This is a genomic window from Pseudomonas sp. CFBP 13719, assembly GCF_014842095.1.
GTDB lineage: Bacteria > Pseudomonadota > Gammaproteobacteria > Pseudomonadales > Pseudomonadaceae > Aquipseudomonas.
Map to the genome: position 1 here is coordinate 910,581 of NZ_JACYVB010000003.1, position 25,880 is coordinate 936,460.

25 protein-coding genes are annotated in these 25,880 nt (G+C 60.8%); 4 read left to right on the forward strand and 21 right to left on the reverse strand.

What is annotated here, in order from left to right:
* Nucleotides 1–73: 73 nt before the first annotated feature.
* The 6 genes from odhB to sdhC form a co-directional block, all read right to left on the reverse strand.
* Nucleotides 74–1,306, reverse strand: coding sequence for a 2-oxoglutarate dehydrogenase complex dihydrolipoyllysine-residue succinyltransferase (gene odhB, locus IFT57_RS14485; RefSeq protein ID WP_122715782.1), 1,233 nt, complete (start codon nt 1,304–1,306; stop codon nt 74–76).
* Nucleotides 1,307–1,348: 42 nt separating this feature from the next.
* Nucleotides 1,349–4,180 (reverse strand): 2-oxoglutarate dehydrogenase E1 component, encoded by a 2,832-nt coding sequence (locus IFT57_RS14490; protein ID WP_122715783.1) that lies wholly within the window; start codon nt 4,178–4,180, stop codon nt 1,349–1,351.
* A 244-nt stretch (nt 4,181–4,424) separates the two neighbouring features.
* Nucleotides 4,425–5,129, reverse strand: a complete 705-nt coding sequence (locus tag IFT57_RS14495) for a succinate dehydrogenase iron-sulfur subunit (RefSeq protein ID WP_043193659.1) — start codon at nt 5,127–5,129, stop codon at nt 4,425–4,427.
* Between the two features lie 11 nt (nt 5,130–5,140).
* Nucleotides 5,141–6,913, reverse strand: a complete 1,773-nt coding sequence (gene sdhA, locus IFT57_RS14500) for a succinate dehydrogenase flavoprotein subunit (protein ID WP_122477298.1) — start codon at nt 6,911–6,913, stop codon at nt 5,141–5,143.
* A gap of 3 nt (nt 6,914–6,916) precedes the next feature.
* On the reverse strand, nt 6,917–7,285 hold the full coding sequence (sdhD, locus tag IFT57_RS14505; protein WP_043190640.1) for a succinate dehydrogenase, hydrophobic membrane anchor protein: 369 nt from the start codon (nt 7,283–7,285) through the stop codon (nt 6,917–6,919).
* Entirely contained in the window at nt 7,279–7,665 is a 387-nt protein-coding gene (sdhC, locus tag IFT57_RS14510) for a succinate dehydrogenase, cytochrome b556 subunit (protein ID WP_185793015.1), read from the reverse strand. The genes sdhD and sdhC overlap by 7 nt, the downstream gene beginning before the upstream one ends.
* A gap of 349 nt (nt 7,666–8,014) precedes the next feature.
* Between sdhC and gltA the strand changes: the two genes are divergently transcribed.
* A complete protein-coding gene (gltA, locus tag IFT57_RS14515) occupies nt 8,015–9,304 on the forward strand; it encodes a citrate synthase (protein WP_122715784.1) in 1,290 nt (429 codons plus the stop codon).
* Nucleotides 9,305–9,352: 48 nt separating this feature from the next.
* Here gltA and IFT57_RS14520 read toward each other — a convergent pair whose 3' ends face one another.
* From IFT57_RS14520 to IFT57_RS14560, 9 genes are all read right to left on the reverse strand, one after another.
* Nucleotides 9,353–9,955, reverse strand: coding sequence for an START domain-containing protein (locus IFT57_RS14520; RefSeq protein WP_122477295.1), 603 nt, complete (start codon nt 9,953–9,955; stop codon nt 9,353–9,355).
* 37 nt (nt 9,956–9,992) lie between these two features.
* Nucleotides 9,993–10,244: a YkgJ family cysteine cluster protein gene (locus IFT57_RS14525; protein WP_122477294.1), complete on the reverse strand. Its 252-nt coding sequence runs from the start codon at nt 10,242–10,244 to the stop codon at nt 9,993–9,995.
* A gap of 131 nt (nt 10,245–10,375) precedes the next feature.
* Entirely contained in the window at nt 10,376–10,705 is a 330-nt protein-coding gene (locus tag IFT57_RS27015) for a translation initiation factor 2 (RefSeq protein WP_244657316.1), read from the reverse strand.
* Between the two features lie 253 nt (nt 10,706–10,958).
* Nucleotides 10,959–12,398, reverse strand: a complete 1,440-nt coding sequence (locus tag IFT57_RS14535) for an aminotransferase-like domain-containing protein (RefSeq protein ID WP_122477290.1) — start codon at nt 12,396–12,398, stop codon at nt 10,959–10,961.
* A 112-nt stretch (nt 12,399–12,510) separates the two neighbouring features.
* Entirely contained in the window at nt 12,511–13,317 is an 807-nt protein-coding gene (locus IFT57_RS14540) for an OmpA family protein (RefSeq protein ID WP_192151833.1), read from the reverse strand.
* 8 nt (nt 13,318–13,325) lie between these two features.
* Nucleotides 13,326–13,664 (reverse strand): DUF4398 domain-containing protein, encoded by a 339-nt coding sequence (locus tag IFT57_RS14545; RefSeq protein WP_122715788.1) that lies wholly within the window; start codon nt 13,662–13,664, stop codon nt 13,326–13,328.
* 24 nt (nt 13,665–13,688) lie between these two features.
* Nucleotides 13,689–14,516: a substrate-binding periplasmic protein gene (locus IFT57_RS14550; protein ID WP_192151834.1), complete on the reverse strand. Its 828-nt coding sequence runs from the start codon at nt 14,514–14,516 to the stop codon at nt 13,689–13,691.
* 111 nt (nt 14,517–14,627) lie between these two features.
* Nucleotides 14,628–15,572 (reverse strand): electron transfer flavoprotein subunit alpha/FixB family protein, encoded by a 945-nt coding sequence (locus IFT57_RS14555; protein ID WP_122796362.1) that lies wholly within the window; start codon nt 15,570–15,572, stop codon nt 14,628–14,630.
* Nucleotides 15,572–16,321, reverse strand: a complete 750-nt coding sequence (locus IFT57_RS14560; RefSeq protein ID WP_122477283.1) for an electron transfer flavoprotein subunit beta/FixA family protein — start codon at nt 16,319–16,321, stop codon at nt 15,572–15,574. Before IFT57_RS14560 ends, IFT57_RS14555 begins: the two co-directional genes overlap by 1 nt.
* Nucleotides 16,322–16,894: 573 nt before the next feature.
* On the opposite strand from IFT57_RS14560, the gene IFT57_RS14565 reads away from it, so the two are divergent.
* Together IFT57_RS14565 and IFT57_RS14570 are read left to right on the forward strand one after the other, a co-directional pair.
* On the forward strand, nt 16,895–18,559 hold the full coding sequence (locus IFT57_RS14565; protein WP_192151835.1) for a 4Fe-4S dicluster domain-containing protein: 1,665 nt from the start codon (nt 16,895–16,897) through the stop codon (nt 18,557–18,559).
* Nucleotides 18,560–18,584: 25 nt separating this feature from the next.
* Nucleotides 18,585–19,352, forward strand: coding sequence for an SDR family oxidoreductase (locus tag IFT57_RS14570; protein ID WP_192151836.1), 768 nt, complete (start codon nt 18,585–18,587; stop codon nt 19,350–19,352).
* Between the two features lie 5 nt (nt 19,353–19,357).
* Here IFT57_RS14570 and mrdA read toward each other — a convergent pair whose 3' ends face one another.
* The 6 genes from mrdA to IFT57_RS14600 form a co-directional block, all read right to left on the reverse strand.
* The gene (gene mrdA, locus IFT57_RS14575; RefSeq protein WP_192151837.1) at nt 19,358–21,250 is read right to left on the reverse strand and encodes a penicillin-binding protein 2; all 1,893 of its coding nucleotides are present in this window, start codon (nt 21,248–21,250) and stop codon (nt 19,358–19,360) included.
* Nucleotides 21,251–21,349: 99 nt separating this feature from the next.
* Nucleotides 21,350–22,423, reverse strand: a complete 1,074-nt coding sequence (locus IFT57_RS14580; protein ID WP_122715794.1) for an AI-2E family transporter — start codon at nt 22,421–22,423, stop codon at nt 21,350–21,352.
* 99 nt (nt 22,424–22,522) lie between these two features.
* Complete coding sequence (locus IFT57_RS14585) at nt 22,523–23,839, reverse strand: ATP-binding protein (protein WP_192151838.1); 1,317 nt, start codon at nt 23,837–23,839, stop codon at nt 22,523–22,525.
* Nucleotides 23,836–24,504: a response regulator transcription factor gene (locus IFT57_RS14590; protein ID WP_122477273.1), complete on the reverse strand. Its 669-nt coding sequence runs from the start codon at nt 24,502–24,504 to the stop codon at nt 23,836–23,838. The genes IFT57_RS14585 and IFT57_RS14590 overlap by 4 nt, the downstream gene beginning before the upstream one ends.
* Nucleotides 24,504–24,815 (reverse strand): PepSY domain-containing protein, encoded by a 312-nt coding sequence (locus IFT57_RS14595; RefSeq protein ID WP_122477271.1) that lies wholly within the window; start codon nt 24,813–24,815, stop codon nt 24,504–24,506. The genes IFT57_RS14590 and IFT57_RS14595 overlap by 1 nt, the downstream gene beginning before the upstream one ends.
* Nucleotides 24,815–25,123 (reverse strand): PepSY domain-containing protein, encoded by a 309-nt coding sequence (locus tag IFT57_RS14600; RefSeq protein ID WP_122715797.1) that lies wholly within the window; start codon nt 25,121–25,123, stop codon nt 24,815–24,817. Before IFT57_RS14600 ends, IFT57_RS14595 begins: the two co-directional genes overlap by 1 nt.
* Before the next feature lie 234 nt (nt 25,124–25,357).
* Here IFT57_RS14600 and queD point away from each other — a divergent pair, with 234 nt between their 5' ends.
* The gene (gene queD, locus IFT57_RS14605) at nt 25,358–25,714 is read left to right on the forward strand and encodes a 6-carboxytetrahydropterin synthase QueD (RefSeq protein ID WP_122796356.1); all 357 of its coding nucleotides are present in this window, start codon (nt 25,358–25,360) and stop codon (nt 25,712–25,714) included.
* Nucleotides 25,715–25,880: the final 166 nt, after the last annotated feature.

Consider the following 25,880-nt stretch of genomic DNA (forward strand, 5'->3'; position numbering starts at 1 on the left):
GAAGCCCAGGTGCCGGGTTCCGTATCAAGCTGCGTGGGCTCGATGGCAGATCCCGGGACCTGTGGCTGCCTTATCAGATATCCAGCAACAGACGCGCTGGATCTTCCAGCAGGTTCTTGATGGTCACCAGGAACGTCACGGCTTCCTTGCCATCGATCAGGCGATGGTCATACGACAGCGCCAGGTACATCATCGGGCGGATGACCACCTGGCCGTTGATAGCCATCGGGCGCTGCAGAATGTTGTGCATGCCCAGGATAGCCGCCTGCGGCGGGTTGACGATCGGGGTCGACATCATCGAACCGAAGGTACCACCGTTGGTGATGGTAAAGGTACCCCCGGTCATTTCGTCCATCGACAGCTTGCCGTCACGCGCCTTCTTGCCGAAGGTGGCGATGCCGCCCTCGATTTCGGCCAGGCTCATGGCCTCGGCATTGCGCAGGACCGGAACCACCAGACCGCGGTCGCTGGAAACCGCCACACCGACGTCGGCATAGCCGTGATAGACGATGTCCGAACCATCGATCGAGGCGTTCACCGCCGGGAAGCGCTTCAGCGCCTCGGTGGCCGCCTTGACGAAGAACGACATGAAGCCCAGGCGCACGCCATTGTGCGACTTCTCGAACAAGTCCTTGTACTTGGAGCGCAAGGCCATGACTTCGGTCATGTCGACTTCGTTGAACGTGGTCAGCATGGCCATGTTCGACTGGGCTTCCACCAGACGCTCGGCAACCTTGGCGCGCAGACGGGTCATCGGCACACGCTTTTCAGTGCGGTCGCCGACGCTCTGCACGATGGCAGCGGCAGCGGCCGGCACGGCTGGCTTGGCGGCCGGGGCAGACTTCTTGGCTTCGATGGCGGCGACCAGGTCTTCCTTGGTGACGCGACCGTCTTTGCCGGTGCCCTTGACGCTGTTCAGATTGATGCCGTTTTCTTCGGCCAGCTTGCGTGCAGCCGGGCCGCCAATGGCGTCATCGTCGCCAGCGGCAGGTGCTGAAGCCGCCTGCGGTGCGGCAGCCTGAGGCGCAGCAGCGGCCTGAGGTGCGGCAGCAGGTGCAGCGGCGGCGCCGCCTGCCTCGATGGAGCCCAGGACTTCGTCCGACAGAACGGTGTCGCCTTCGTTCTTGACGATCGCGCCCAGTACGCCGTCAGCGGTGGCCAGCACCTCCAGGACGACCTTGTCGGTCTCGATGTCAACGATCAGGTCATCGCGCTTGACCGCGTCGCCCGGCTGCTTGTGCCAGGTGGCAACGGTGCCGTCGGCGACCGATTCCGGGAAGGTAGGGGCTTTGATCTCGATAGCCATTATCAGTATTTCCTTAAATTCGGTTTCAGGTGCGCGTTGGCATTAAACGGTGAAGGCATCTTGCAGCAATTTGGCTTGCTGCTCGGCGTGCATCGAAGCGTAACCACAAGCCGGGGCAGCCGATGCGTCACGGCCGGCATACTCGAGGACCAGAGTCTTCTTGTGATTGCTCATGCTGCGGCGCAAGTGATGCTGACTGCTGTACCAGGCACCCTGGTTCATCGGCTCTTCCTGACACCAGGCCACATGTTCCAGATTGGTGTAGGCAGCAATCGCTTCCATCAAGTCGTCTTCAGGGAACGGATACAGTTGCTCGATACGCACGATGGCCACGTCTTCACGGCCTTCGGAGCGGCGCTTCTCCAGCAGGTCGTAGTAGACCTTGCCGCTGCACAGCACCAGACGCGTCACCTTGGCGGCGTCCAGGTTATCGATTTCCGGAATGACCGTCTGGAACGAGCCTTCGGCCAGGTCTTCAAGGGTCGATACGGCCAGCTTGTGCCGCAGCAGCGACTTGGGCGTGAGCACGATCAGCGGCTTGCGCAACGGACGAATCACCTGGCGACGCAACAGATGGTAGATCTGCGCCGGGGTGGTCGGCACGCATACCTGGATGTTGTGCTCGGCGCACAACTGCAGGTAACGCTCCAGACGCGCGGACGAGTGCTCCGGGCCCTGCCCTTCGTAGCCGTGCGGCAGCAGCATGGTCAAGCCGCACAGACGGCCCCACTTGTGCTCGCCACTGGTGATGAACTGGTCGACCACGACCTGCGCACCGTTGGCGAAGTCGCCGAACTGGGCTTCCCAGATCACCAGCGCATTGGGCGAGGTGGTCGAGTAGCCGTATTCGAACGCCAGCACCGCTTCCTCGGAAAGGAACGAGTCGTACAGGTCGAAACGCGGCTGGCCGCTGTAGAGGTTCTGCAGCGGGATGTAGGTCGCCGCATCCTTCTGGTTGTGCAGCACCGCGTGACGGTGCGAGAAGGTGCCGCGGCCGATGTCCTGGCCGGTCATGCGGATCGGATGGCCTTCGAACGCCAAGGTGGCGTAGGCCATGGTCTCGGCATAGCCCCAGTTGATCGGCAAGCCACCGGCCTGCATCTTCTGCCGGTCTTCGTAGATCTTCGCAACCTGACGCTGAACCACGAAGCCTTCCGGGATCTCCAGCAGCTTGGCGGACAGTTCCTGCAAGGTCTTGAGGTCGAAGCTGGTGTCGTGACGCGCCGTCCAGGCATGGCCCAGGTACGGACGCCAGTCGACGAACAATTCCTTGTTCGGCTCCTTGACCAGGCTCTTGACCACGTGCAGACCGTTGTCCAGTGCGTTGCGGTATTCGTCGATCTGACTCTGCACGCTGCCTTCGTCGAGCACGCCGGCCTTGATCAGGCTTTCGGCGTACAACTCGCGCGTAGTGCGCTGCTTGGCGATCTGCTGGTACATCAGTGGCTGGGTGCCGCTAGGCTCGTCAGCTTCGTTGTGACCGCGACGGCGGTAGCAAACCAGGTCGATGACCACGTCACGCTTGAACTGCATACGGTAGTCGATCGCCAGCTGGGTGACGAACACCACGGCTTCCGGATCATCGCCGTTCACGTGCAGGATCGGCGCCTGGATCATCTTGGCCACGTCGGTCGCGTATTCGGTGGAACGCGCGTCGTACGGGTTGCTGATGGTGAAACCGACCTGGTTGTTGATCACGATGTGCACGGTGCCGCCGGTCTTGAAACCGCGGGTCTGCGACATCTGGAAGGTTTCCATGACCACGCCCTGGCCGGCGAATGCAGCATCGCCGTGCAGCGAGATCGGCAGCACCTTGTCGCCGACCGCGTCGTTGCGACGGTCCTGGCGGGCACGTACCGAACCTTCGACCACCGGCGATACGATTTCCAGGTGGGACGGGTTGAACGCCATGGCCAGGTGAACTTCGCCGCCTGCGGTCATCACGTTGGACGAGAAGCCCTGGTGATACTTGACGTCGCCGGAGCCCAACTCGACCTTCTTCTTGCCTTCGAATTCGTCGAACAGATCGCGCGGGTTCTTGCCGAAGGTGTTGACCAGCACGTTGAGACGGCCACGGTGGGCCATGCCGATCACGACTTCCTTGGTGCCGTACGAGCCCGAACGCTGGATCATCTCGTCCAGCATCGGAATCAGGCTCTCGCCGCCTTCCAGACCGAAACGCTTGGTGCCCGGGTACTTGGTGCCCAGGTACTTCTCCAGGCCCTCGGCTGCGGTGACACGCTCAAGCACGTGGCTACGGCTTTCGGCCGAGAACGATGGACGACCGCGCACGCTTTCCAGGCGCTGCTGGAACCAGCTGCGCTGCTCGGAATCGGTGATGTGGGTGAACTCGGAGCCAATGGTGCGGCAATATGTCTGCTGCAAAGCCTCGAGAATTTCACGTAGGCTCGCCTCCTCTTTGCCGATGAACAGGTCGCCGGCACGGAAGGTCGTATCCAGATCGGCATTGGTCATGCCGTAATGGTTGATTGACAGGTCTGCCGGAGCAGGCCGTTGCCACAGCCCCAACGGGTCCAGTTGGGCTGCCTGGTGGCCGCGCATCCGGTAAGCCTGAATCAATCGCAGCACTTCCACCTGCTTCTTCTCGTGCTCGCTGCTCACGCTACCGGCGGAAACCGGTTGGGCACGGCGCTGGTTTTTGGCCAGCAGGACGAAATGGTCGCGGATGGTGGAGTGTGCAACGTCGGTGGCAGTGCTGCCTTCGGCAGGCAACTTCTGAAAGTAGGTGCGCCATTCTTCTGGCACAGCGTTAGGGTCGTGCAGGTAAAGCTCATAGAGCTCTTCCACATAGGCAGCGTTACCACCGGATAGGTGGGCGCTGTTCCACATGCGCTGCATCACGCTTTCTTGCATGCTTGGTCACCCTCGGTTAGGGGACACCACCGGCGCTCACACCTTGGGCGCATTGACGCGGTCCATGTACAGCGACCGTGCAAGCCACCTCAGTTGTACGCTGGTAGTCCGGGTACCAGCCCGGAGCCCCTGCTGGTCTTGTTTCTTCGAAAGTAAAAGCGAAGCCTTACACAGCCACGCTCGGGTTTTCATCACAGCGCAGGATCGGTCCTGCGCTGTGATGGCTTGCGGTGTAGCAGATGAATCAGACGCCGTTGGACAACAGCATGTTCCGCACGTGGCCAATGGCTTTTGTGGGGTTCAGGCCCTTGGGGCAAACGCTGACGCAGTTCATGATGCCGCGGCAGCGGAATACGCTGAACGGATCATCCATCGACGCCAGGCGCTCGCTGGTCCGGGTGTCACGGCTGTCGGCCAGGAAACGGTAGGCCTGCAGCAGCGCCGCCGGGCCGAGGAACTTGTCGGGGTTCCACCAGAACGAAGGGCAGGAAGTCGAGCAGCAGGCGCACAGGATGCACTCGTACAGACCGTCAAGCTTCTCGCGCTCTTCCGGAGTCTGCAGACGCTCGATGGCCGGGGCCGGCGTGTCGTTCTGCAGGAACGGCTTAACCTTCTCGTACTGCTTGTAGAAGATGCTCATATCCACGACCAGGTCACGGATCACCGGCAACCCTGGCAGCGGGCGCACGATCAACTTGTTACCTTTTACGACAGCGGACAGCGGCGTGATGCATGCCAGGCCGTTCTTGCCGTTGATGTTCATGCCATCGGAACCGCATACGCCTTCACGGCACGAGCGACGATAGGAGAAGCCTTCGTCCTGTTCCTTGATCAAGGCCAGCACGTCCAGCACCATCACATCCTTGCCACCGGTGTCGACCTGGAATTCCTGCATGGACGGCGCTGCGTCCTGGTCCGGGTTGTAGCGATAAACACTGACTTGCAACATGGCGGCCACCCTCAGTAAGTCCGGATCTTCGGTTCCATGGTCGGAACGGTTTTCGGCGAGAAGTTCACGGCGCGTTTGGCAACACGTTTTTCACCCGGGAAGTACAGGGTGTGGCACAGCCAATTTTCGTCGTCGCGATCTTCGAAGTCTTCACGGGCGTGAGCGCCGCGGGACTCTTTGCGATGCTCGGCGGCAATCGCGGTGGCTTCCGCCACTTCCAGCAGGTTCTGCAATTCCAGCGCTTCGATCCGGGCGGTGTTGAAGCCCTGGCTCTTGTCGTTGATCTTGACGTTGGCGATGCGCTCGCGCAGGCCGGCCAGCTGATCGATACCTTTCTGCATGTACTCACCGGTGCGGAACACACCGAAGTAGTTCTGCATGCAGCTCTGCAGCTCTTTGCGCAGGCTGGCGACATCTTCGCCCGTGGTGCGCGCATTGAGGCCGTCCAGACGCGCCAGGGCGACTTCCAGATCGGTGTCGCTGGCGCGGCGGTATTCGATACCTTCGCTCAGCGCCTGCTCCAGGTGCAGGCCTGCGGCACGACCGAACACCACCAGGTCGAGCAGCGAGTTGCCGCCCAGGCGGTTGGCGCCATGGACCGACACGCAAGCCACTTCGCCCACGGCGAACAGGCCCGGGATGATGGCGTCGTTGCCATTGGCGTCCTGAGTGATTGCCTGACCGTGGATGTTGGTAGCGACACCCCCCATCATGTAATGACAAGTTGGCACGACAGGAATCGGCGCAACGGCCGGATCGACGTGGGCAAAGGTCTTGGACAATTCCATGATGCCTGGCAGGCGGCTGTGCAGTACTTCCTCGCCCAGGTGATCGAGCTTGAGCATCACGTGATCGCCATCCGGACCACAGCCGTTGCCGGCGATGATTTCCTTGACCATCGAACGCGCAACCACGTCACGACCGGCAAGGTCCTTCGCGTTCGGCGCGTAGCGCTCCATGAAACGCTCGCCATGCTTGTTGATCAGGTAGCCGCCTTCACCGCGGCAACCCTCGGTGACCAGTACACCTGCCCCGGCAATGCCGGTCGGGTGGAACTGCCACATCTCGATGTCCTGCACCGGCACACCGGCGCGCAAGGCCATGCCCACGCCGTCACCGGTGTTGATCAGGGCGTTGGTGGTAGACGAGTAGATACGTCCTGCCCCGCCGGTGGCCAACACGGTGGCGTTGGCGCGGATGTACGAGGTCTCGCCGGTTTCGATGCAGATGGCGATGACGCCAACGATCGCGCCGTCCTGGTTCTTTACCAGATCGACCGCGTAGTACTCGTTCAGGAACACGGTACCGGCCTTCAGGTTGGCCTGGTACAGGGTGTGCAGCAGCGCATGGCCGGTACGGTCGGCAGCGGCGCAGGTACGCGCGGCCTGGCCGCCCTTGCCGAAGTCTTTGGACTGGCCACCGAACGGACGCTGGTAGATGCGACCCTGCTCGGTACGCGAGAACGGCAGACCCATGTGCTCGAGCTCGAAGACCGCTTCCGGGCCTACCGAACACATGTACTCGATAGCGTCCTGGTCGCCGATGTAGTCGGAACCCTTGACGGTATCGTACATGTGCCAGCGCCAGTCATCGTTCGGGTCGGCCGAGGCGATGGCGCAGGTGATCCCGCCCTGCGCCGACACGGTGTGCGAGCGAGTCGGGAATACCTTGGTGACAACGGCGGTCTTGTGACCACCCTGGGCCAGCTGCAGCGCTGCGCGCATGCCGGCACCACCACCACCAATGATGATGGCGTCGAAGGAAAGCGTACTAATGTTAGCCATGAATCAGATACCCCAAAGAATCTGCACACCCCAGACGAAGTACGCGAACATCGCGACGCCGCATACCGCCTGGAACAGGAAGCGTATAGCCGTGGCCGACTTGCCGAACGCCATTGGCGTCAGGTAGTCGGTGGCAATGGTCCACATGCCGACCCAGGCGTGGGCGCCGAGGGCGACCAGGGCCAGAAGGCTGAAGATGCGCATCCAGTTGCTGCTGAACAGCGAGTGCCATTGGGTGTATTCGATGCCTGGATTGGCAACGATGTAGCCGATCAGAAAAAGAAAATAAGCCGCGAGAACGACCGCAGACACACGCTGTGCCATCCAGTCATAGAGGCCCGAACGCGAAAGGTTCGTAACGTTGGTTACCATACCCAAACTCCTGCCAGAACGATCAGCACCACCGAGATGATGAGAACGATTTTAGAGCCCAGCTTGCCGCCTTCCAGCGTCTCGCCGATGCCCATGTCCATGATCAGGTGGCGCACACCGGCCACCAGGTGATACAGCAAGGCGGACAGCAGGGCCCAGATCACGAACTTGGCCAGCGGGCTGGTCATATACGCCTTCACCTCGCCGAAGCCTTCCTCCGAACCCAGGGATTTGCCCAATGCGTACAGCATGAGAGCGATGCCCAGGAACAGGATGACACCGGATATACGATGGAGAATGGACGTGTAAGCAGTGACAGGGAGTTTGATGGTCCTTAGGTCTAGGTTTACAGGTCGTTGGCTATTCACGGCTTTTTTCACACTGAAGAGCCCCTAGCAAGCAGGGCAAGTTGTAGGGAAGTGTACTGGTCAGGTACTCACCACCCAGGGAGTGACGACCCCGTCGAAATGGCTCGGAAAAGCCCCCGGCGGTCGGCTGCCGAGTATAGACAGTTAGGATACTAATGACAACGCACCACAGGCCCCGGACAGCGGATTGCGCAAGCGTGGCAAAAGGTTTGAACGGGGCGGAATTTCGCGAAAAAAGCGCGCTCGCGGCGCTCTGGAGCCTTACTTTAAGCAAATTGACATTCGAATTTATCTCACTATAGTGGTGCGGGCCCTGCGTGGGGGGTCTGTCTGATGATTCCAAGCATTAATAGGAGGCCACATGGCTGACAAAAAAGCGCAGTTGATCATCGAGGGCGCAGCCCCCGTCGAACTGCCGATTTTAACCGGCACCGTTGGTCCCGATGTAATCGACGTCAGGAGTTTGACTGCCACGGGCCGCTTCACTTTCGACCCAGGCTTCATGTCGACCGCCTCGTGCGAGTCGAAGATCACCTACATCGACGGCGATGCCGGAATCCTGCTGCACCGCGGCTATCCGATCGAGCAGCTTGCCGAACAATCCGACTATCTCGAAACCTGCTACCTGCTGCTTAATGGCGAATTGCCTACGGCCGAGCAGAAAGCGAAGTTCGTCGGCAACATCAAGAACCACACCATGGTTCACGAGCAGTTGAAGACCTTCTTCAACGGCTTCCGCCGCGATGCCCACCCGATGGCCATCATGTGCGGCGTAGTCGGTGCGCTGTCCGCGTTCTACCACGACTCGCTCGACATCAATAACCCGCAGCACCGCGAGATCTCTGCAGTGCGCCTGGTGGCCAAGATGCCGACCCTGGCTGCCATGGTCTACAAGTACTCCATGGGCCAGCCCATGATGTACCCGCGCAACGACCTGTCATACGCGGAAAACTTCCTGCACATGATGTTCAACACGCCGTGCGAGATCAAGCCGATCAGCCCGGTGCTGGCCAAGGCCATGGACCGCATCTTCATTCTGCACGCCGATCACGAACAGAATGCGTCCACCTCCACCGTGCGCCTGGCAGGCTCGTCGGGTGCCAACCCGTTCGCCTGCATCGCCGCCGGCATCGCAGCACTCTGGGGCCCTGCCCACGGCGGTGCCAACGAAGCCGTGCTGACCATGCTCGACGAGATCGGCGATGTGTCCAACATCGACACTTTCATCGCCAAGGCCAAGGACAAGAACGATCCGTTCAAGCTGATGGGCTTCGGCCACCGGGTCTACAAGAACCGCGACCCGCGGGCCACGGTGATGAAGCAGACGTGCGACGAAGTGTTGAAGGAACTGGGCATCAAGAACGATCCGCAACTCGAACTGGCCATGCGCCTGGAAGAGATCGCCTTGACCGACCCCTACTTCATCGAGCGCTCGCTCTACCCGAACGTCGATTTCTATTCGGGCATCATCCTCAAGGCCATCGGCATCCCAACCAGCATGTTCACGGTCATCTTCGCCTTGGCGCGTACCGTGGGCTGGATCTCGCACTGGAAGGAAATGCTGTCGAGCCCCTACAAGATCGGCCGCCCGCGCCAGCTGTACACCGGCGAGAAAAGCCGCGACGTAACGGCTCTGGACGATCGCGCCTGAGCCTTCGCGCCACAACGAAAGGCCGCCTCCGGGCGGCCTTTTGCGTTGTTACTGTTCCGCTTTGGCGCGCAATGCCTTGAGCGTATTGAATGGGGCATCCACGACGAACTTGTTGGCAAGCCAGGAGGGCACACTGCCGCCCGGCTCGGTGTGGACCTGGTAGATCACCTGGGTCTGATTGGCACCCTGGGGCACCATCTTCCAGAAGCCCTCCACCTGAGCCACACGCACGAAGCCCTTCTCCTGCGGCACGTAGTCGGCCGCCCCAGCGAGATTGCGGGTGACGCTGCCATCACTGCCATCGACCGTGGTGATATGCAGCACCGAGTCCCGCGGGGTGACCGGCCATGGCGTATTGAATTGGGTGTAGGTCCAGGTCTGGTCGCCTTGATGCTTGAGCAGCTTCTGCGCCTTGCACTCATGAATCCAGGTACAAGCCCCGGCGACGTCCTCCTGCATGGCTCGCAGCTTCGCCACGCTGGCCTTGATAGTGGTCTCGCCCCGATAGGCCTTGTACTTGGAGCCTGCAACTTCACTCAAGGAAACCTTGATCCCCTCCTCGTCCTTGGCCACCGACCACTGCTCGGCGTGGGCAGACAGGTGGACACTGCCCAGCAGGGCCACCAGCGCTATACGATGCATCGCTCTCATTGTTGTTGTTCCTTGTTGTCGAGGATCGAGCCTTTGCCTACGCGGTCATCTGCTCCCACCAGCCCAGGATGCGCACGGCGTCCTGGTCGCTGTCGCCACACACCTCGGGATCGGCATGAAATGCCGAGCACACGGCCGGCCGCTCGGGCAGGCCGAACAAGGCACACAGATTGTCCAGAGAAAGCTGCACGCAGCGCTGCCCGGCCGGTTTACCCAAAGGCATCCCGGGGATAGGCGAACTGATGGAGGGGGCGATACAGCAGGCGCCACAGCCTTCGCGGCATTTCATGACGTCATGACCTCACAGGCACAAAATGTTGTAGAACACCCATGGTAGTGACCCAACGAGCGTTTGAAAATGCCTGAGTCGATAATTCGGTCGTCGAAAACGTTACGGCAGACTAAACAGGCCAACGTCGTTCATTGCTTGAAGTTGAAGTCCAACGCAGCGCCCTCGACTTCACGGCCGTCACTGCGCCGCTGCAACTGCATCTCGTTGTTCAGCAAGCGACCATTGAGCTGGAAGTCTTCGCTGCCCTTGTCACTGAAGAAGGCAGGGAGAATCGGCTTGGGTGCAGGCTCGGCCAGCGGCGCAGGGTGTACGGCAGCGTTGACGGGCTGGGTCGGCGGCTTGAGGTCCTTGACGATGTCCTTGGGCAGGCTCAGGTCCAGGTTGGGCTTGGGCACCGGCGTGGCGATGACATCCGCTTCCTTGCGCGACCGGCTCTTGGCAGCCTTCTTGCGTACCACGGGCTTTTTCGCGGCAGGCTTCTTCGCCCCAGAATCAGCCTTAGCGGGCGACTTTGTGGCATCTGCCGAGCGTGTCGCAGCCGGCGGGCTGTCCGGCGTTTGCGCGTGAACACCGGGCACAGCAAAGCAGCCCAGATTCAAGCAGAAAACCAGCAATGCGAGACGGCGCTTGGTGTTCATAGGGGCACGACAACAACGACGGAGCCTCTATGCTCCCTGTTCAGCGTCGCGCTGACAAGCCCCTCGAGCGCTTTCAATAGGAAACTCCAGACTCCTGGCACAATTGCCGCGCCAGCACACCGAGCGTTGCCAGTGCCCGTTCGGCTTCACGGTTCCACGGCACACCACAGTTAAGGCGAATGCAGTGGTTGAACTGCTCTGTATTGCTGAAGATCAGCCCAGGCGCAATGCTGATCCCTTGTTCAAGTGCACGCACATGCAGCTCCTGGGTGTTGACCCGCCCCGGCAGGCTCACCCACAGAATGAACCCCCCGGTAGGCCGCGTGATCTGCGTACCTTCGGGAAAGTGCTGCTGTACGGCCAGCTGGAACGCACTCAGGTTCTTGCGGTATTCCTGGCGAATGAAGCGCAAGTGCCGGTCGTAGCCACCATTTTCCAGGTAACTGGCCACACCCATTTGCGTGACGCTGCAGGCCGAGTGCGTGCTGAACGTCTGCAAGCGCTGGACCTCGGCCTGATATTTGCCGGCAATCATCCAACCGATGCGCACGCCGGGCGACAGGGTCTTGGAGAAGCTGGAGCAATAGATGACATGGCCCAGTCGGTCGAACGCCTTGAGCGCCTTGCTCTTGCCCTGTTCGAACATCAACTCGCCGTAGATATCGTCTTCGATGATCTGGATATCGAAATCGGAGGACAGCCGCAGCAGTTGTTTCATACGCTCTTCGGGCATGGTTCCACCCAGCGGATTGCTCAACCGCGGCGTCAGTACCAGCGCCTTGATCGACCACTGGTTGGCCGCCAATTGCAGCGCTTCCAGACTGATACCGGTGGACGGATCGCTGGGAATCTCGATGACCTTGAGCCCGAGCAGATCCGCAAGCTGCAGCAAGCCATAGTAGGTAGGTGACTCGGCCGCGATCAGGTCGCCCGGCCGGGTGAGCACGCGCAGGCTCATCTGCAAAGCATCGACGCAGCCATGAGTGATGACGATCTCCGAGGGATCGACCACCACACCCGCATCACGCATGCGGATCGCCACCTGCCGGCGCAGCGGCTCGAAGCCTGGGCTGAACATGTAGCTGAAGGCACGCGGGCTTTGGAAGCGGGTGACTTTGGCCAACTGCTGATGCAGCGCGCGTACCGGTAGAAATTCGACATGAGGCACTGCGGCCCCCAGCGGAAATACACCTTCGCGACGGGATTCGTCGAGTACCTGCTGGATGATACTGCTGCGGGTGACCAAGCCGGGACGCTCTACTCGAGCAATATCGGGTGTCGGCGCGGTCAGCGCCGGGGTCTGGTGGACGTAGTAGCCGGACTGTGGCCGCGCGCGAATCAACCCCTGGTCCTCGAGGTTGGCGTACGCCTGCAATACCGTGGCGTGGCTGACATTGAGCTGGGCGCTCATCTTGCGCACCGAAGGCACGCGCTCGCCTGGCTGGTATACGCCGCGACGGATGTCATCAGCCAACTGCTGGGCGATACGCTGGTAGAGCAAGAGGTTGGTCATGGCCGGACCTTCGATGTGCCAGAAGACCCCTACAGATACGAACTGTACGGGGACAGCTGGCAGGATAGCAGAGCTGATCCTGCAACTGCACGGGCCACTTGCAACCTTGCGTTCAACCGCGGGGCAGCGCCAACTCGCCCTTGGAATTGGAAAAGACGATCTCGACCCGACGATTCTGCGCCCTGCCCCGCTCGGAAGCATTGGCGTCCACCGGGTAGGCATCGCCATAGCCCTGTACCTGGATGCGCGACTCGTCGATACCCAGATCGACCAGCGTGTCCGCCACCGACTGCGCACGGTCGGCCGAGAGCTTCAGGTTGAACGCTTTCTCTCCGGTGTTATCGGTATAGCCTTCGATACGCACCACGCGCTTGGGATTGAGCTGCAGGAACTGCACGAGCTTGAGGATCGTGCGATTGGCCTGGGGCTTGAGCTGGGCCTCACCGGTATCGAACAATACGTCGCCCAGGGTCATGACCAGGCCACGGTCCGCCTCGACGTTGGCCAGCGCCAGGATCTGCTCTTCCAGCCATTTACCCTGCTGCTGCACGCTTTCCAGCTTGGAGTCGCGCAAGGCCAATTGCAGGCGCTGCAGGTCCATCTGCGCCTTGGTCAGACGCTGCTGGTTAAGCAGTTGCTCGCTTCGCTCGCGAGAGATCTCGCTATAGCGCAGGCTCAAGTAGGCATAATGCTGGGCGTCGCTGCCGGTGCCCCAATAGCTGGCAAGTCGCTCGGCACGGGCCAGTGATTCGCCTGCACGGATGACATCCTTGGGTGCGCTGCGCAGAACACTGGAATCATCGCGCACAGCCTGGAAAGCGGTCTCGGCCCGCTGCACCGCCTCGCTGTTGGCGCGCTGGCTGGAGCAACCCACTGTCATCAAGCCGGCGGCCAGCAACAGCCCCGCGCGCATTGCCATCAACTGCCTCACTGCATGTCCCCCAATTGTTTACGCAGGCGCTGGATACGCGCGTCCAGAACCTTGAGCTGCTCCTGCCCCTTGGCGGTCAACAACTGATCCTCGGCCAGGCGTGCGTCCAGTTCAGCCTGTTCGGCGTTGAGCCGGGCGCCCTTGTAGTTGCCGTCAGCCATTTGCGCACGAGCCTGGGCAAGCTTGTCGACCGCCAGCTTCATGGCCGGGTTGTCTTCTGTCGCGCCGACGGCCCGCGCCTGGTCTACGGTCTGGTCGGCCAGGCGCAATTGCTGCGTGGGCGCCGGATCGCTGGCGCAACCAGCGAGCAGCAAGAGCAGCGAACCTGCGGTCATAGCTTGAACGTTCACGAAAAATTCCTACTGTTGAGGGGCTGCAGGCGGGGGCGATTGTTGGGCTTTCCAGCGCTCGACATTGCGCGAGAACAACTCGGCCGAGATACCTGAAGCGGTCAATTCTGTCATTTTTTTCGCCAGCTGTCCGCGCAGCCAGGCATCGTTGCATGCTGAGTCGTGAGACAACGCCAGGTACAACCCCGGCCGGTCGACGGGTAACTCGCTGCTTTGCAACTTGTCGGCCACACCCTGTGCCTGAGCCATTGCCGCACCGGAATAGCGTCCGGCGATCACGTATTCGACCTCGCCACGCACCAGGCGGCCGAAGGCCTGCGGCAGGTTTTCGGTACTGGCGAGTTTCAGATGTTCGGTGGCCAGGGTCATGAATGCCTGCGTTGGCCGTGCTTTAGCCGATATGGCACCGGCGTGACCGTGCAGGTCGGCGAGGCTGCGATACGGCAACGGCGCCGAACGCAGCGTCCATACCAGGTAATCGTTCGGCACCAGCGCAGGATGCACGTAATCCAGCGACTCGAGTTCGCTCACGGTCAGTGGCGCGTCCACCAACAGGTCCATTCGCCCGCTGCGCACTTCTTCCAGCGCCTGCGAACGTTTGCCTGCATAGAGGATGTCGATTTTGACGCCGATCTGGGCTGCCACCTGCTGCAGCAGCTCGGCGTTGACGCCGATCAGGCGCTCGGGGTCCCCCGGGTCCCGCCACAGATACGGCGGTGCGTCGGGACTGCCGCTGGCAATCAACCGTTCACACTTGCCTGCCCCCTGCGCCGCCAGCGGCAATAGCGCGGCAGCCACGCACAGCGCCGTACGGCGTAGACCGCCTTTTTCAGTCATGCTCAACCTCTTGCGACCCTGTCACATACAAAAAAGCCTGGTCACTGCGCGCTGCCCCATGGGCAACAGACCGCGACCAGGCTTGAATCAACCGCAGCTGAAAGCGCTGGGTCAGACCAGCTTCTCGAGCTCGGGCACTGCTTCGAACAAGTCCGCGACCAGGCCGTAATCGGCGACCTGGAAGATCGGCGCTTCCTCATCCTTGTTGATTGCGACGATCACCTTGGAATCCTTCATGCCCGCCAGATGCTGGATGGCTCCGGAAATGCCCACGGCGATGTACAGCTGCGGCGCGACGATCTTGCCGGTCTGCCCGACCTGCATGTCGTTGGGCACGAAGCCGGCGTCAACGGCTGCACGCGACGCACCCACGGCAGCGCCCAGCTTGTCGGCCAAGGTGTACAGGTGCTTGAAGTTGTCGCCGTTCTGCATGCCGCGACCGCCGGATACGACGATCTTGGCAGCGGTCAGCTCGGGACGATCGGACTTGGCCAGCTCTTCACCGACGAAGCTCGATTTGCCAGCATCGTGGGCCGCGCCTACCGCTTCCACGGTAGCCGAACCGCCTTCGGCAGCGACGGCGTCGAAACCGGTAGCACGCACGGTGATGACCTTGATGGAGGCACTGGACTGCACGGTGGCAATGGCGTTGCCCGCGTAGATCGGACGCTTGAAGGTGTCCGGCGACTCGACCGAGACGATCTCGGAAATCTGGTCGACGTCCAGCTGGGCAGCCACCCGCGGCAGAATGTTCTTGCCGTTGGCGGTCGCGGCGGACAGCACATGGCTGTAGCCGGAGGCCAGCTCGACGATCAGCGGCGCAACGTTCTCAGGCAACTGATGTGCATAAGCGGCGTTGTCTGCCACCAGCACCTTGCTCACGCCGGCGATCTTGGCGGCGGCTTCGGCAACACTGGCGACCTGCACGCCGGCGACCAGTACGTGGATCTCGCCGCCGATCTTCTGCGCAGCGGCCACGGTGTTCAGGGTCGAAGGTGCCACACCCGTGTTCACCTGACCTTCGGTTACATAATCGGCGATAACCAGGATAGTCATTAGATTACCTTCGCTTCGTTTTTCAGTTTTTCGACCAGTTCGGCAACCGACTTGACCTTGATCCCGGCACTGCGAGTCGCCGGAGCCTCGACCTTGAGGGTCTTGTTGGTGGAGGTCACGGATACGCCGAGCGCCTCGGGCGTGAAAGACTCGAGGGGCTTCTTCTTGGCCTTCATGATGTTGGGCAGGGAGGCGTAGCGCGGCTCGTTCAGACGCAGGTCAGTGGTGACGATGGCCGGCAGGGTCAGGCCGACGGTCTGCAGACCGTCATCGACTTCACGAGTGACATTGAGCTTGTCGCCAACCACTTCCACCTTGGAGGCGAAGGTGCCCTGCGCGTATCCGCTCAGCGCAGCCAGCATCTGGCCAGTCTGGTTGTTGTCGCTGTCGATCGCCTGTTTGCCGAGGATCACCAGCTGCGGCTGTTCCTTGTCGACAACGGCCTTGAGCAGCTTGGCCACGGCCAGGGCGTTCAGTTCCTCGGCGTGCTCGATCAGTATTGCCCGGTCGGCGCCCAGGGCGAGCGCGGTGCGCAATTGCTCCTGCGCAGTGGCCGGGCCAACGGTGACCACGACGATCTCGCTGGCGATGCCCTTCTCTTTCAAGCGCACGGCTTCTTCAACAGCGATTTCGCAGAAAGGGTTCATCGACATCTTGACGTTGGCAAGGTCGACGCCAGAGTTGTCCGCCTTGACGCGAACCTTGACGTTATAGTCGACCACTCGTTTGACAGCTACAAGAACCTTCATGGATTCCTCGTTACTCTCCGGTGAAAAGAATGTCGCCCAGGCAGACCGGACGATGACGTGGGCGCAAGGGCACCATTGAAACGTTTGCAGCGTTGCGAAGTGCCGGCAAAAACCTGATTTTTCAAGACCTTGACCAGCAAAACGGGGCAGCCTTCAACAAGTATGACGTGTAAACTCGACCGCGTGTGCGTCCGGCGTATGCAAACGGCTCGGGATCGGGTCGAGATTCGATGCAACCGGTACTGCGCGCGGCAACTGCACCGAACATGAAGCTGGCCGTATCTTGACCGCTGTGCCCTGACCGGTCAATACGCGGAACTCACCGGTCACGCCCCCTGACCACCTTGATTTTACTGGGCTGCAGCGGATTCAAACAAACGTTTGTATTGGACCTGCCAAGTGGTGTAGATATACTGCCCACAAGCATATCCTCGCCTGCAGCTGCCGAGATGCAGTACTGCCCGCACGGATCACCGCACCGCAATGTCGCGCATGACCGCTACACACCGGATGACCGTTCCGGCAGCTTCACCCATTAGAAAGGCCTGATGAGCCCTGAGTAGGAGAGACCCCGTGGAACGCGAATACATGGAATTCGACGTCGTCGTCGTCGGCGCAGGCCCTGCCGGCCTGTCCGCCGCATGCCGACTGAAGCAGAAAGCCGCCGACGCCGGACAGGAAATCAGCGTCTGCGTGGTTGAAAAAGGCTCCGAAGTCGGTGCTCATATCCTCTCCGGCGCGGTCTTCGAACCCCGGGCGCTCACCGAGCTGTTCCCGGACTGGAAAGCCTTGGGTGCACCGCTGAACACCCCGGTGACCCGCGACGATATCTTCATCCTGAAGAACGCCGAGAGCGGTTCCAAAATTCCCAATGCCTTCGTGCCCCAGACCATGCACAACGAAGGCAACTACATCATTTCCCTGGGCAATCTGTGCCGCTGGCTGGCTCAGCAGGCGGAAAACCTGGGTGTCGAGATCTATCCGGGGTTCGCCGCCCAAGAAGCATTGATCGACGAGCAAGGCGTGGTACGCGGCATCATCACTGGTGACCTGGGCGTGGATCGCGAAGGCAAGCCCAAGGACGGCCTGTATACCCCCGGCATGGAACTGCGCGGCAAATACACCCTGTTCGCCGAAGGCTGCCGCGGCCACATCGGCAAGCAACTGATCGAGCGGTTCAAACTCGACAGCGAAGCCGACGCACAGCATTACGGGATTGGCCTGAAGGAAATCTGGGACATCGATCCCGCCAGGCATCAGCCTGGCCTGGTCGTCCACACCGCCGGCTGGCCGCTGGAGGTCATGGGCACCGAGAATACCGGCGGCTCGTTCCTCTATCACTTGGAAAACAACCAGGTGGTGGTGGGCCTCATCGTCGACCTGTCCTACGCCAACCCCTTCCTGTCGCCTTTCGACGAGTTCCAGCGACTCAAGCACCATCCGGTCCTCAAGCAGTACCTGGAAGGCGGCAAGCGCGTCAGCTACGGCGCTCGCGCCATCTGCAAGGGCGGCTTCAACTCGCTGCCCAAGATGGTCTTCGCCGGCGGCGCCCTGATCGGCTGTGATCTGGGCACCATGAACTTCTCCAAGATCAAGGGCAGCCACACCGCCATGAAATCCGGCATGCTCGCCGCCGAGGCGGTGGCCGATGCGCTGTTCCAGGGCTCCGAGGGCGGTGATGTGCTCGACGGCTACGTGTCCGGTTTCAAGGCCAGCTGGCTGTATGAAGAGCTGTTCGCCAGCCGCAATTTCGGCGCCGCCATCCACAAGTGGGGAGCCATCGTCGGTGGCGCCTTCAACTTCGTCGATCAGAACCTGTTCAAGGGCAAGATCCCCTTCACCCTGCACGACAACAAGCCTGACTACGCCTGCATGAAGCTGGCAGCGGACAGCAAGCGCATCGACTACCCCAGGCCTGATGGCAAACTGAGCTTTGACAAGCTCAGCTCGGTGTTCATCTCCGGTACCAACCACGAAGAAGAACAGCCGTGCCACCTCAAGCTCAAGGACCCGAGCATTCCCATCGGCAAGAACCTGCCGCTGTACGATGAGCCCGCGCAACGCTACTGCCCGGCCGGCGTGTATGAGGTGATCACCCAGGAGGACGGCGCCAAACGCTTCCAGATCAACGCCCAGAACTGCGTCCACTGCAAGACGTGCGACATCAAGGACCCCTCGCAGAATATCGTCTGGGTGACACCCGAGGGATCGGGCGGACCTACCTACCCGAACATGTGATCCTTCAGCCACGGCAGGAGCGGATATGCCCAAGACCACGATGTTCGACCTGGACGGCAAGATAGCGCTGGTCTCCGGCGCCAGCCGCGGGATCGGCGAGGCGATTGCCCGCTTGCTTGCACAGCAGGGCGCGCATGTCATCGTCGTCAGCCGCAAACTGGAAGGCTGTCAGCGCGTCGCCGACAGCATCAACGCCGGCGGCGATCGAGCCACTGCGATGGCCTGCCACATCGGCGAACCGGAGCAGATTGCGGCGCTGTTTGCCGCCGTCCGCGAAACGTTCGGGCGCCTGGACATTCTCGTCAACAACGCCGCCACCAACCCCCAGTTCGGCAGCGTGCTGGACGTCGACCTGGGCGCGTTCCAGAAAACCGTGGACGTCAATATCCGCGGCTATTTCTTCATGTCGGTGGAGGCTGGCAGATTGATGCGCGAACACGGTGGTGGCAGCATCATCAACGTGGCGTCCATCAACGGCGTATCACCCGGCATATTCCAGGGCGTCTATTCCATGACCAAGGCGGCGGTGGTCAACATGACCAAGGCCTTCGCCAAGGAGTGCGCCGGCTTCAACATCCGCTGCAATGCCCTGCTGCCAGGGCTGACCGACACCCGCTTCGCGTCAGCCCTGGTCGAGAACCAGGCCATCCTCAAGACGGCGCTGGCGCAGATCCCGCTCAACCGTGTTGCCCAGCCCGACGAAATGGCCGGGGCCGTGCTGTACCTGGCCAGCGCGGCTGCCAGCTACACCACGGGTACAGCGCTGAACGTTGACGGTGGTTTCCTTTGCTGAAGCGGTCAGACCTTGGGGTCCGCAGGCGTCTTGGTCGGCGCCGCGTACTTGGGCTTCAGGTGACCGTCGCTGTCCAATAGCCAGGCATCCATGATCTCGCGCACCACAGGTCCTGCTACCCGCCCGCCTGCTTCACCGTTCTCGATCATCACTGCCACCACGATCTTTGGCCGATCGGCCGGCGCGAATCCGACGAACAAGGCGTTGTCGCGGTTGCGCTCCAGCGTTTTCAGCCGGTTGTAGCGTTCGCCCTGCTTGATGGCAACCACCTGCGCCGTACCCGACTTGCCGGCGATGCGATACTGCGCGCCAGCGGCAGCCTGACGGGCGATGCCGCGCGGATCGTGCATGACCAGTTGCATGCCGTGGTTGACCTGATCCCACTCGCGGTTGTCGCGCAGTACGATATTGGGAATCGGGTTGTCGTCCACCGGCACCTCTCCCCCCACAGTCTCGGCCAGGTGCGGTCGGCGCCACACGCCCTTGCTGGCGATCAGCGTGGTGGCCTGGGCCAACTGCAACGGAGTGACCTGCATGTAACCCTGACCGATGCCCAGGATCAAGGTCTCGCCCGGAAACCAAGCCTGACGCCGCGTGGCACGCTTCCACTGCTGGGACGGCATCAATCCTGGCGCTTCCTCGAACATGTCCAGTGAGACCTTCTGGCCCAGGCCGAAGCGGGTCATGTAGTCATGCATCCGGTCCACGCCCAGTTTGTGTGCGAGGTCGTAGAAATAGGTGTCGTTGGAACGCATGATGGCCGCGTCCATGTCCACCCAGCCATCACCACTGCGGTTCCAGTTGCGGTACTTGTGATCATAGTTGGGCAGCTCGTAGTAGCCAGGATCGAACACACGTGTCTGCGGCGTGACTGCACCGCTGTCCAGGCCGGCGATTGCCACTTCCGGCTTGATCGTCGAGCCGGGCGCGTACAGGCCTCTGAGCACTCGATTGAACAGCGGCCGGTCGATGGAATCGCGCAACGCCGCGTACTCCTTGAAGCTGATACCGGTCACGAACAGATTGGGGTCGAAGCTTGGCTTGCTGACCATTGCCAGCACATCGCCGGTCTCCGGGTCGATGCACACCACCGCCCCGCGGCGGTCACCCAGAGCCTTCTCGGCGGCTTCCTGCAGATGCACGTCGAGGCTCAGCACGATCTTCTTGCCCGGCACCGGGTCATGGTGGTTGAGCACCCGCATGACCCGCCCCTGGGCATTGGTCTCGACTTCCTCGTAACCCACCTGGCCATGCAGCTGGGTCTCGTAGAAGCGTTCGACACCGGTCTTGCCGACCGACTGGGTGCCGCGGTACTGCGTCTGGTCCAGCGTCTTGGACTCTTTCTCGTTGATCCGTCCGACGTAGCCTACCGAATGGGCAAAGTGCTCCTTGCGCGGGTATTCGCGCACGAACTGCGGTTCAACATCGACGCCCGGCAGCAGAAATTGATTCACCGCAATCTTGGCGATCTGGTTCTCGTTCAGTTCATACATCAACGTGACGGGTTCGAAGGGATGGCGTACACGCTTCAATTCCTTGTCGAACTGCCTGCGCGCTTCATCGCCCAGTTCCAGCACTTTGGCCACCTCATCGAGCACCTGTGCAGTATTGCCGGCGCGCTCGCGCGTGAGGGTCAGGTTGAAGCTGGGTCGATTGTCGGCCAATACCACGCCATTGCGGTCGTAGATCACACCGCGCTCGGGCGGGATGGGCAGCACATGCACCCGGTTGTTCTCGGACACCGTCGAGTTGTAGGTGAACTCGATGACCTGCAGGAAGTACAGACGCCCTACCAGGGCGATGCTCAAGGCCAGCACCAGCAAGGCGCAGGCGATCAACCGACGGTTGACCAGGCCTTGTTCCTTGCCATGGTCTTTGAGAGGAATGGGCTGAGGCATGCGGACCGCTCTGAAAAAGCGCCGATGGTAACCAAGCAGGCCCCTGCCCTCAAGCGCCGGCTCCCCCGGGCTGACCAAGGGAGTCGGACAGTACTGCCGTCAGGTGCGATCCTGGGGCAGACGCACCTGGCGCTTGGTGCTGACGAAGATACCCCAGCTGGACATGAACAGCGCCGCGATCAGCGGACCGATCACGAAGCCGTTGAGCCCGAAGACTGCCAGGCCGCCCAGCGTCGAGACCAGGATCAGATAGTCCGGCATCTTGGTGTCCTTGCCCACAAGCAGTGGGCGCAACACATTGTCGACCATACCGATGACCAGAATGCCGAACAGCGTCAGCGTGACCCCCTGCCAGATGTAACCGCTCAGCAGGAAATAGGCGGCTACCGGCGCCCAGACGATACCTGCTCCGACAGCAGGCAACAGCGACAGGAACGCCATGAGCACGGCCCATAGCAATGCGCTGGGAATGTCCAGGAACCAGAAGATTATCCCACCCAGGGCACCCTGGGTGACCGCAACCAGCAGATTGCCTTTCACCGTGGCACGAACCACACGGTTGAACTTGAGTTGCAGACGACGCTTCTGCTGCTCGGCCAACGGGATCGCCGTGCGGATCTTGCGTGACAGTTCCGGACCATCACGCAGGAAGAAGAACAGCAGGTACAACATGATGCCGAAGCTGATCACGAAATCCAGCGTCCCTTGGCCGAAGCTGAAGGCCTGCGTCGCGAAATACTGGCTGCCCTGCATGGCACCTTTGGCGACCTTGTCGCGCAGGCCCTCCAGGTTGCCCATCCCCATGCGATCGAGCAATTGCTGCCCGGATGCCGGAAGCAGTTGTTTGAACTGGTCGATATAGCCTGCCACGTCGAGCTGGCCGTTCTCGATGTTCTTGTACAACACCGCACCTTCCTGAACCAGCAAGGCACTGATGATGATCACCGGCAAGATGGCAATGATCAACGTGATGGTAAGGGTTATCAGCGAACTGACATTGCGACGCCGATTCAACTTCCTCATGACCAGTCGCTGCAACGGCGCAAATACGATACCCAGAATCACTGCCCAGAAGACCGCGCCGTAGTAAGGCAGAAGAATCCAGATGAAAGCGATGGTGACCAGGATCAACAGTAACAACAGCGTTTTGTTTTGCAGGTTGGTTTCGTTCATGTTCGATCCATGTCGATGAGCTACAGAGCCGTCATTCGGCTCTGTGAGTTAGTCCTCCGGGCTGCGCGCTAGTTTAGTCTTCGCCAAGATAAATCCGCGTCAGACGCGTTTATCCAACTCGACAGTGACGCGCAACCCACCCAGAGGGCTTTCCGACAGGCTCAAGCGAGCAGACCAGCTTTCGACGATGTCTCGAACGATCCCCAGCCCCAGGCCGTGACCATCGACCTGCTCGTCAAGCCGAGAGCCGCGATCCAGCACCGCCTGGCGCGCATCTTCGGGGATACCCGGACCGTCATCGTCCACCCAGACGCTGTACCCATGCTCGTGCTCGACGATCGTCAGGCAGACCTGCGCATCAGCCCACTTGCAGGCGTTGTCGAGCAGGTTGCCGAGCAGCTCCAGCACGTCCTCCCGATCCCACGGCAGGCGAACATCCGCGGCCACCTCGTAACTCAGGCTCAAGTGGCCGCCATGGATCATTTCCAGCGTGGCAAACAGACCTGGAATCTCTCCCGAGCAATCGAACTGAACACCGGGCAGCGCGTCGCCGGCCAGACGCGCGCGGTTGAGTTCACGACTCAGCCGCAGCTGGATGTGCTCCAACTGCTCACGCAACAGGCGGCTGACTTCCGGCTGGTCCCGCAACCGCTCGCTGCTGGCCAGGCTCAATAGCACAGCCATGGGCGTCTTCAGCGCGTGCCCCAGATTGCCCAGCGCATTGCGCGATCGCTTGAGGCTGTCCTCGGTGTGCAACAACAGATGGTTGATCTGCGCTACCAGCGGCTCGAGTTCCACCGGTACTGCACTGTCCAGCTGCGAGCGTTGACCAAGCTGCAATTGCGCGATCTGTTCGCGCGTGCGCTCCAGCGGCTTGAGCGAACGTGTGACCGTGATGCGCTGCAGCACGAGCACTGCAATCAAAGCAGCCAGACCCATGCCCAGACCAATCTGCCGTACCCGTTGAAAACTGGTACGTACCGGCGTGTAGTCCTGGGCGACGATGATCGACAGCGGCTGCCCGAGTCGACGGTAATCGGCACGCAATACAAGCAGCAACTGACCCTCCGAACCCAGCTTCAAACCCGAATACAGCCCTGACTGATCCGGTACGGGCAGCTCCAGATCCCATAGCGAACGCGACCGCCAATGCCCATCGGGAAAGTCTATCCGGAAGTAGTGCCCCGAGAACGGCCGTTCGTAGGCGGGAGAAATACGGTGCTGATCCAACTGCAGACCTTGTGGCCCACGCTGCATCGCAACCAGAAGGTTCTCGCTTTCGTTGCGTAACCCCGCTTCCAGATAGCGCTGCAGGCCCATCTCGAACAACCACAGGCTCAATTGAGCGAGGACCAGGCCCACGATCACCAGAACACTGATCAACCCGACGCTCAATCGCGCCTGGATGGATCTCACTGCACGACTCCAGCGAAGCGGTAGCCCTGCCCTCGGCGGGTTTCGATCACACTGCGACCCAGTTTGCGCCGCAGATGGTTGACGTGAACTTCCAGCACATTGGAATCGCGCTCGGTTTCGCCGTCATACAAGTGCTCGGCCAGATGGCCTTTGGAAAGAATCTGCTCCGGATGCAGCATGAAGTAACGCAGCAGGCGAAACTCGGCAGCCGTCAGCTGAATATCGACCCCGGCCTGCTGCACGCACTGGCGACCCTCATCCAGGTGCAGACCGGACGCTTCCAGGCGCGGCATGTTGGACAAGCCACGGGCGCGGCGCACCAGTGCCTGGGCGCGCAACTGCAGCTCCTCAGGATGGAAGGGCTTGGTCAGGTAATCGTCGGCCCCCGCTTTCAACCCTTCGATCCGCTCCGCCCATGAGCCCCTCGCGGTCAAAATCAGCACGGGGGTAGAGAGGTTGGCCGCTCGCCATTGAGCCAGCACCTCCAGCCCAGGCAGGCCGGGCAGTCCAAGATCGAGGATGATCAGATCATACGGTTCGGTCTGACCCTGGTACACCGCATCTCGACCGTCTGCCAGCCAATCCACAGCGTATCCCTGACGACTGAGGCTGGCGCTCAGCTCATCGGCCAGGGGGACGTTGTCTTCCACCAACAGCAAGCGCATCAGTCATCTTCCTCGTCTTTGAGCAAATCGCCTGTGGCCGCATCCAGCTTTATCTCGCGAACCACACCTGCCGTGGTCAGCAACTCAACCTCATACACCAGCTTCTGTTGCTTCTCTTCCAACTCGGCCTCCAGCAGGCGTGCGCCTGGGTAACGCGCCATGGCCTGACCGAGCAATTGTTCAAGAGGAAGGATTACACCTTCCTGTCTGAGTCGCAGCGCTTCATCCTGGTCCAGATCGCGAGCCACCGCCAATGAGCAGAATGCCAGCAGCCCGACCATCATTGCGCGACCCGCTGGCGATATGTTCATTAGGTGTCCTGATGGTCTTTGAGCACTTGGCCGGTGGTTGCATCAAGTTCCACATCCCACTCGACACCCTTGTTGTCGCGCAGCTCGACTTGATAGATATATTTGCCGTATTCCTCTTCCAGCTCGGTCTCGTGGATAGTGCCGCCTGGATGCTTGGCCAGTGCCGCAGCATTGAGCTTCTCGAACGACTGGATGGTACCAGCATCGCGCAGGCGAAGCGCTTCGTCGGGTCCCAGATCTTTGGCCTGGGCACTGATGGCCACGAAACTCATGGAAGAAGCGAGCAGCAGAGCAGTCAGAGTTTTCATTTGGTTCACCTTCGGGATGTGTGGGGTATATAGGCTTTACGAGAGACACAATACCGAAGGTGACTTAACTCAAACTTAATGGCACAACGCTAGCTTGCCAATGATCTGAGCGCTGAAGCACCCGGGTGCAAGCCTGCTGGATCGATGCCGTCCCCACCTGCCCAAGTCCACTTACCGCGCAGGTTGGACACCTGATAAACTGCGGCACTGCCCCATCAACACATTGGAACAAACGTGGAAATTTTCAAGGAATTCACTTTCGAGTCTGCCCATCGGCTTCCTCACGTACCCGAGGGGCATAAATGCGGTCGCTTGCATGGCCATTCCTTCAAGGTCGCCGTCTATTTGAAAGGCGACATTGATCCCCATACCGGCTGGATCCGCGACTTCTCCGAGATCAAGTCGATATTCAAGCCGCTTTACGAGCGCCTTGATCATAACTACCTGAACGACATCCCGGGCCTCGAAAATCCAACCAGCGAGGTCCTGGCGAAATGGATCTGGCAGGAGCTCAAGCCGCTGTTGCCCGAGCTTTCCAAGATCCGCATCCATGAAACCTGCACCAGTGGCTGCGAGTACACCGGCGACTGATCTGCGCGATAAAAAAACCACCCGGTCGGGTGGTTTTTTTTGGCTTGCTTGTTCTTTTCGAGCACAAAGACAAAACCCCTACCTGCTCGCGCAGATAGGGGTTTCGGAATTTAATCTTGACGATGACCTACTCTCACATGGGGAAACCCCACACTACCATCGGCGA

What these genes read in the sequence shown, in the direction of transcription:
- IFT57_RS14535 (WP_122477290.1), bottom strand. Translation starts at nt 12,398, where the DNA reads ATGACCAACCTCTTGCTCTACCAGCGTATCGCCCAGCAGTTGGCTGAT.
- IFT57_RS14560 (WP_122477283.1), bottom strand. Translation starts at nt 16,321, where the DNA reads ATGAAGGTTCTTGTAGCTGTCAAACGAGTGGTCGACTATAACGTCAAG.
- IFT57_RS14550 (WP_192151834.1), bottom strand. Translation starts at nt 14,516, where the DNA reads ATGACTGAAAAAGGCGGTCTACGCCGTACGGCGCTGTGCGTGGCTGCC.
- IFT57_RS14580 (WP_122715794.1), bottom strand. Translation starts at nt 22,423, where the DNA reads ATGAACGAAACCAACCTGCAAAACAAAACGCTGTTGTTACTGTTGATC.
- IFT57_RS14495 (WP_043193659.1), bottom strand. Translation starts at nt 5,129, where the DNA reads ATGTTGCAAGTCAGTGTTTATCGCTACAACCCGGACCAGGACGCAGCG.
- IFT57_RS14520 (WP_122477295.1), bottom strand. Translation starts at nt 9,955, where the DNA reads ATGAGAGCGATGCATCGTATAGCGCTGGTGGCCCTGCTGGGCAGTGTC.
- IFT57_RS14525 (WP_122477294.1), bottom strand. Translation starts at nt 10,244, where the DNA reads ATGAAATGCCGCGAAGGCTGTGGCGCCTGCTGTATCGCCCCCTCCATC.
- IFT57_RS14540 (WP_192151833.1), bottom strand. Translation starts at nt 13,317, where the DNA reads ATGGCAATGCGCGCGGGGCTGTTGCTGGCCGCCGGCTTGATGACAGTG.
- mrdA (WP_192151837.1), bottom strand. Translation starts at nt 21,250, where the DNA reads ATGCCTCAGCCCATTCCTCTCAAAGACCATGGCAAGGAACAAGGCCTG.
- IFT57_RS14600 (WP_122715797.1), bottom strand. Translation starts at nt 25,123, where the DNA reads ATGAAAACTCTGACTGCTCTGCTGCTCGCTTCTTCCATGAGTTTCGTG.
- gltA (WP_122715784.1), top strand. Translation starts at nt 8,015, where the DNA reads ATGGCTGACAAAAAAGCGCAGTTGATCATCGAGGGCGCAGCCCCCGTC.
- IFT57_RS14555 (WP_122796362.1), bottom strand. Translation starts at nt 15,572, where the DNA reads ATGACTATCCTGGTTATCGCCGATTATGTAACCGAAGGTCAGGTGAAC.
- IFT57_RS14490 (WP_122715783.1), bottom strand. Translation starts at nt 4,180, where the DNA reads ATGCAAGAAAGCGTGATGCAGCGCATGTGGAACAGCGCCCACCTATCC.
- sdhD (WP_043190640.1), bottom strand. Translation starts at nt 7,285, where the DNA reads ATGGTAACCAACGTTACGAACCTTTCGCGTTCGGGCCTCTATGACTGG.
- IFT57_RS14595 (WP_122477271.1), bottom strand. Translation starts at nt 24,815, where the DNA reads ATGAACATATCGCCAGCGGGTCGCGCAATGATGGTCGGGCTGCTGGCA.
- IFT57_RS14545 (WP_122715788.1), bottom strand. Translation starts at nt 13,664, where the DNA reads ATGACCGCAGGTTCGCTGCTCTTGCTGCTCGCTGGTTGCGCCAGCGAT.
- sdhA (WP_122477298.1), bottom strand. Translation starts at nt 6,913, where the DNA reads ATGGCTAACATTAGTACGCTTTCCTTCGACGCCATCATCATTGGTGGT.
- IFT57_RS14570 (WP_192151836.1), top strand. Translation starts at nt 18,585, where the DNA reads ATGCCCAAGACCACGATGTTCGACCTGGACGGCAAGATAGCGCTGGTC.
- IFT57_RS14590 (WP_122477273.1), bottom strand. Translation starts at nt 24,504, where the DNA reads ATGCGCTTGCTGTTGGTGGAAGACAACGTCCCCCTGGCCGATGAGCTG.
- odhB (WP_122715782.1), bottom strand. Translation starts at nt 1,306, where the DNA reads ATGGCTATCGAGATCAAAGCCCCTACCTTCCCGGAATCGGTCGCCGAC.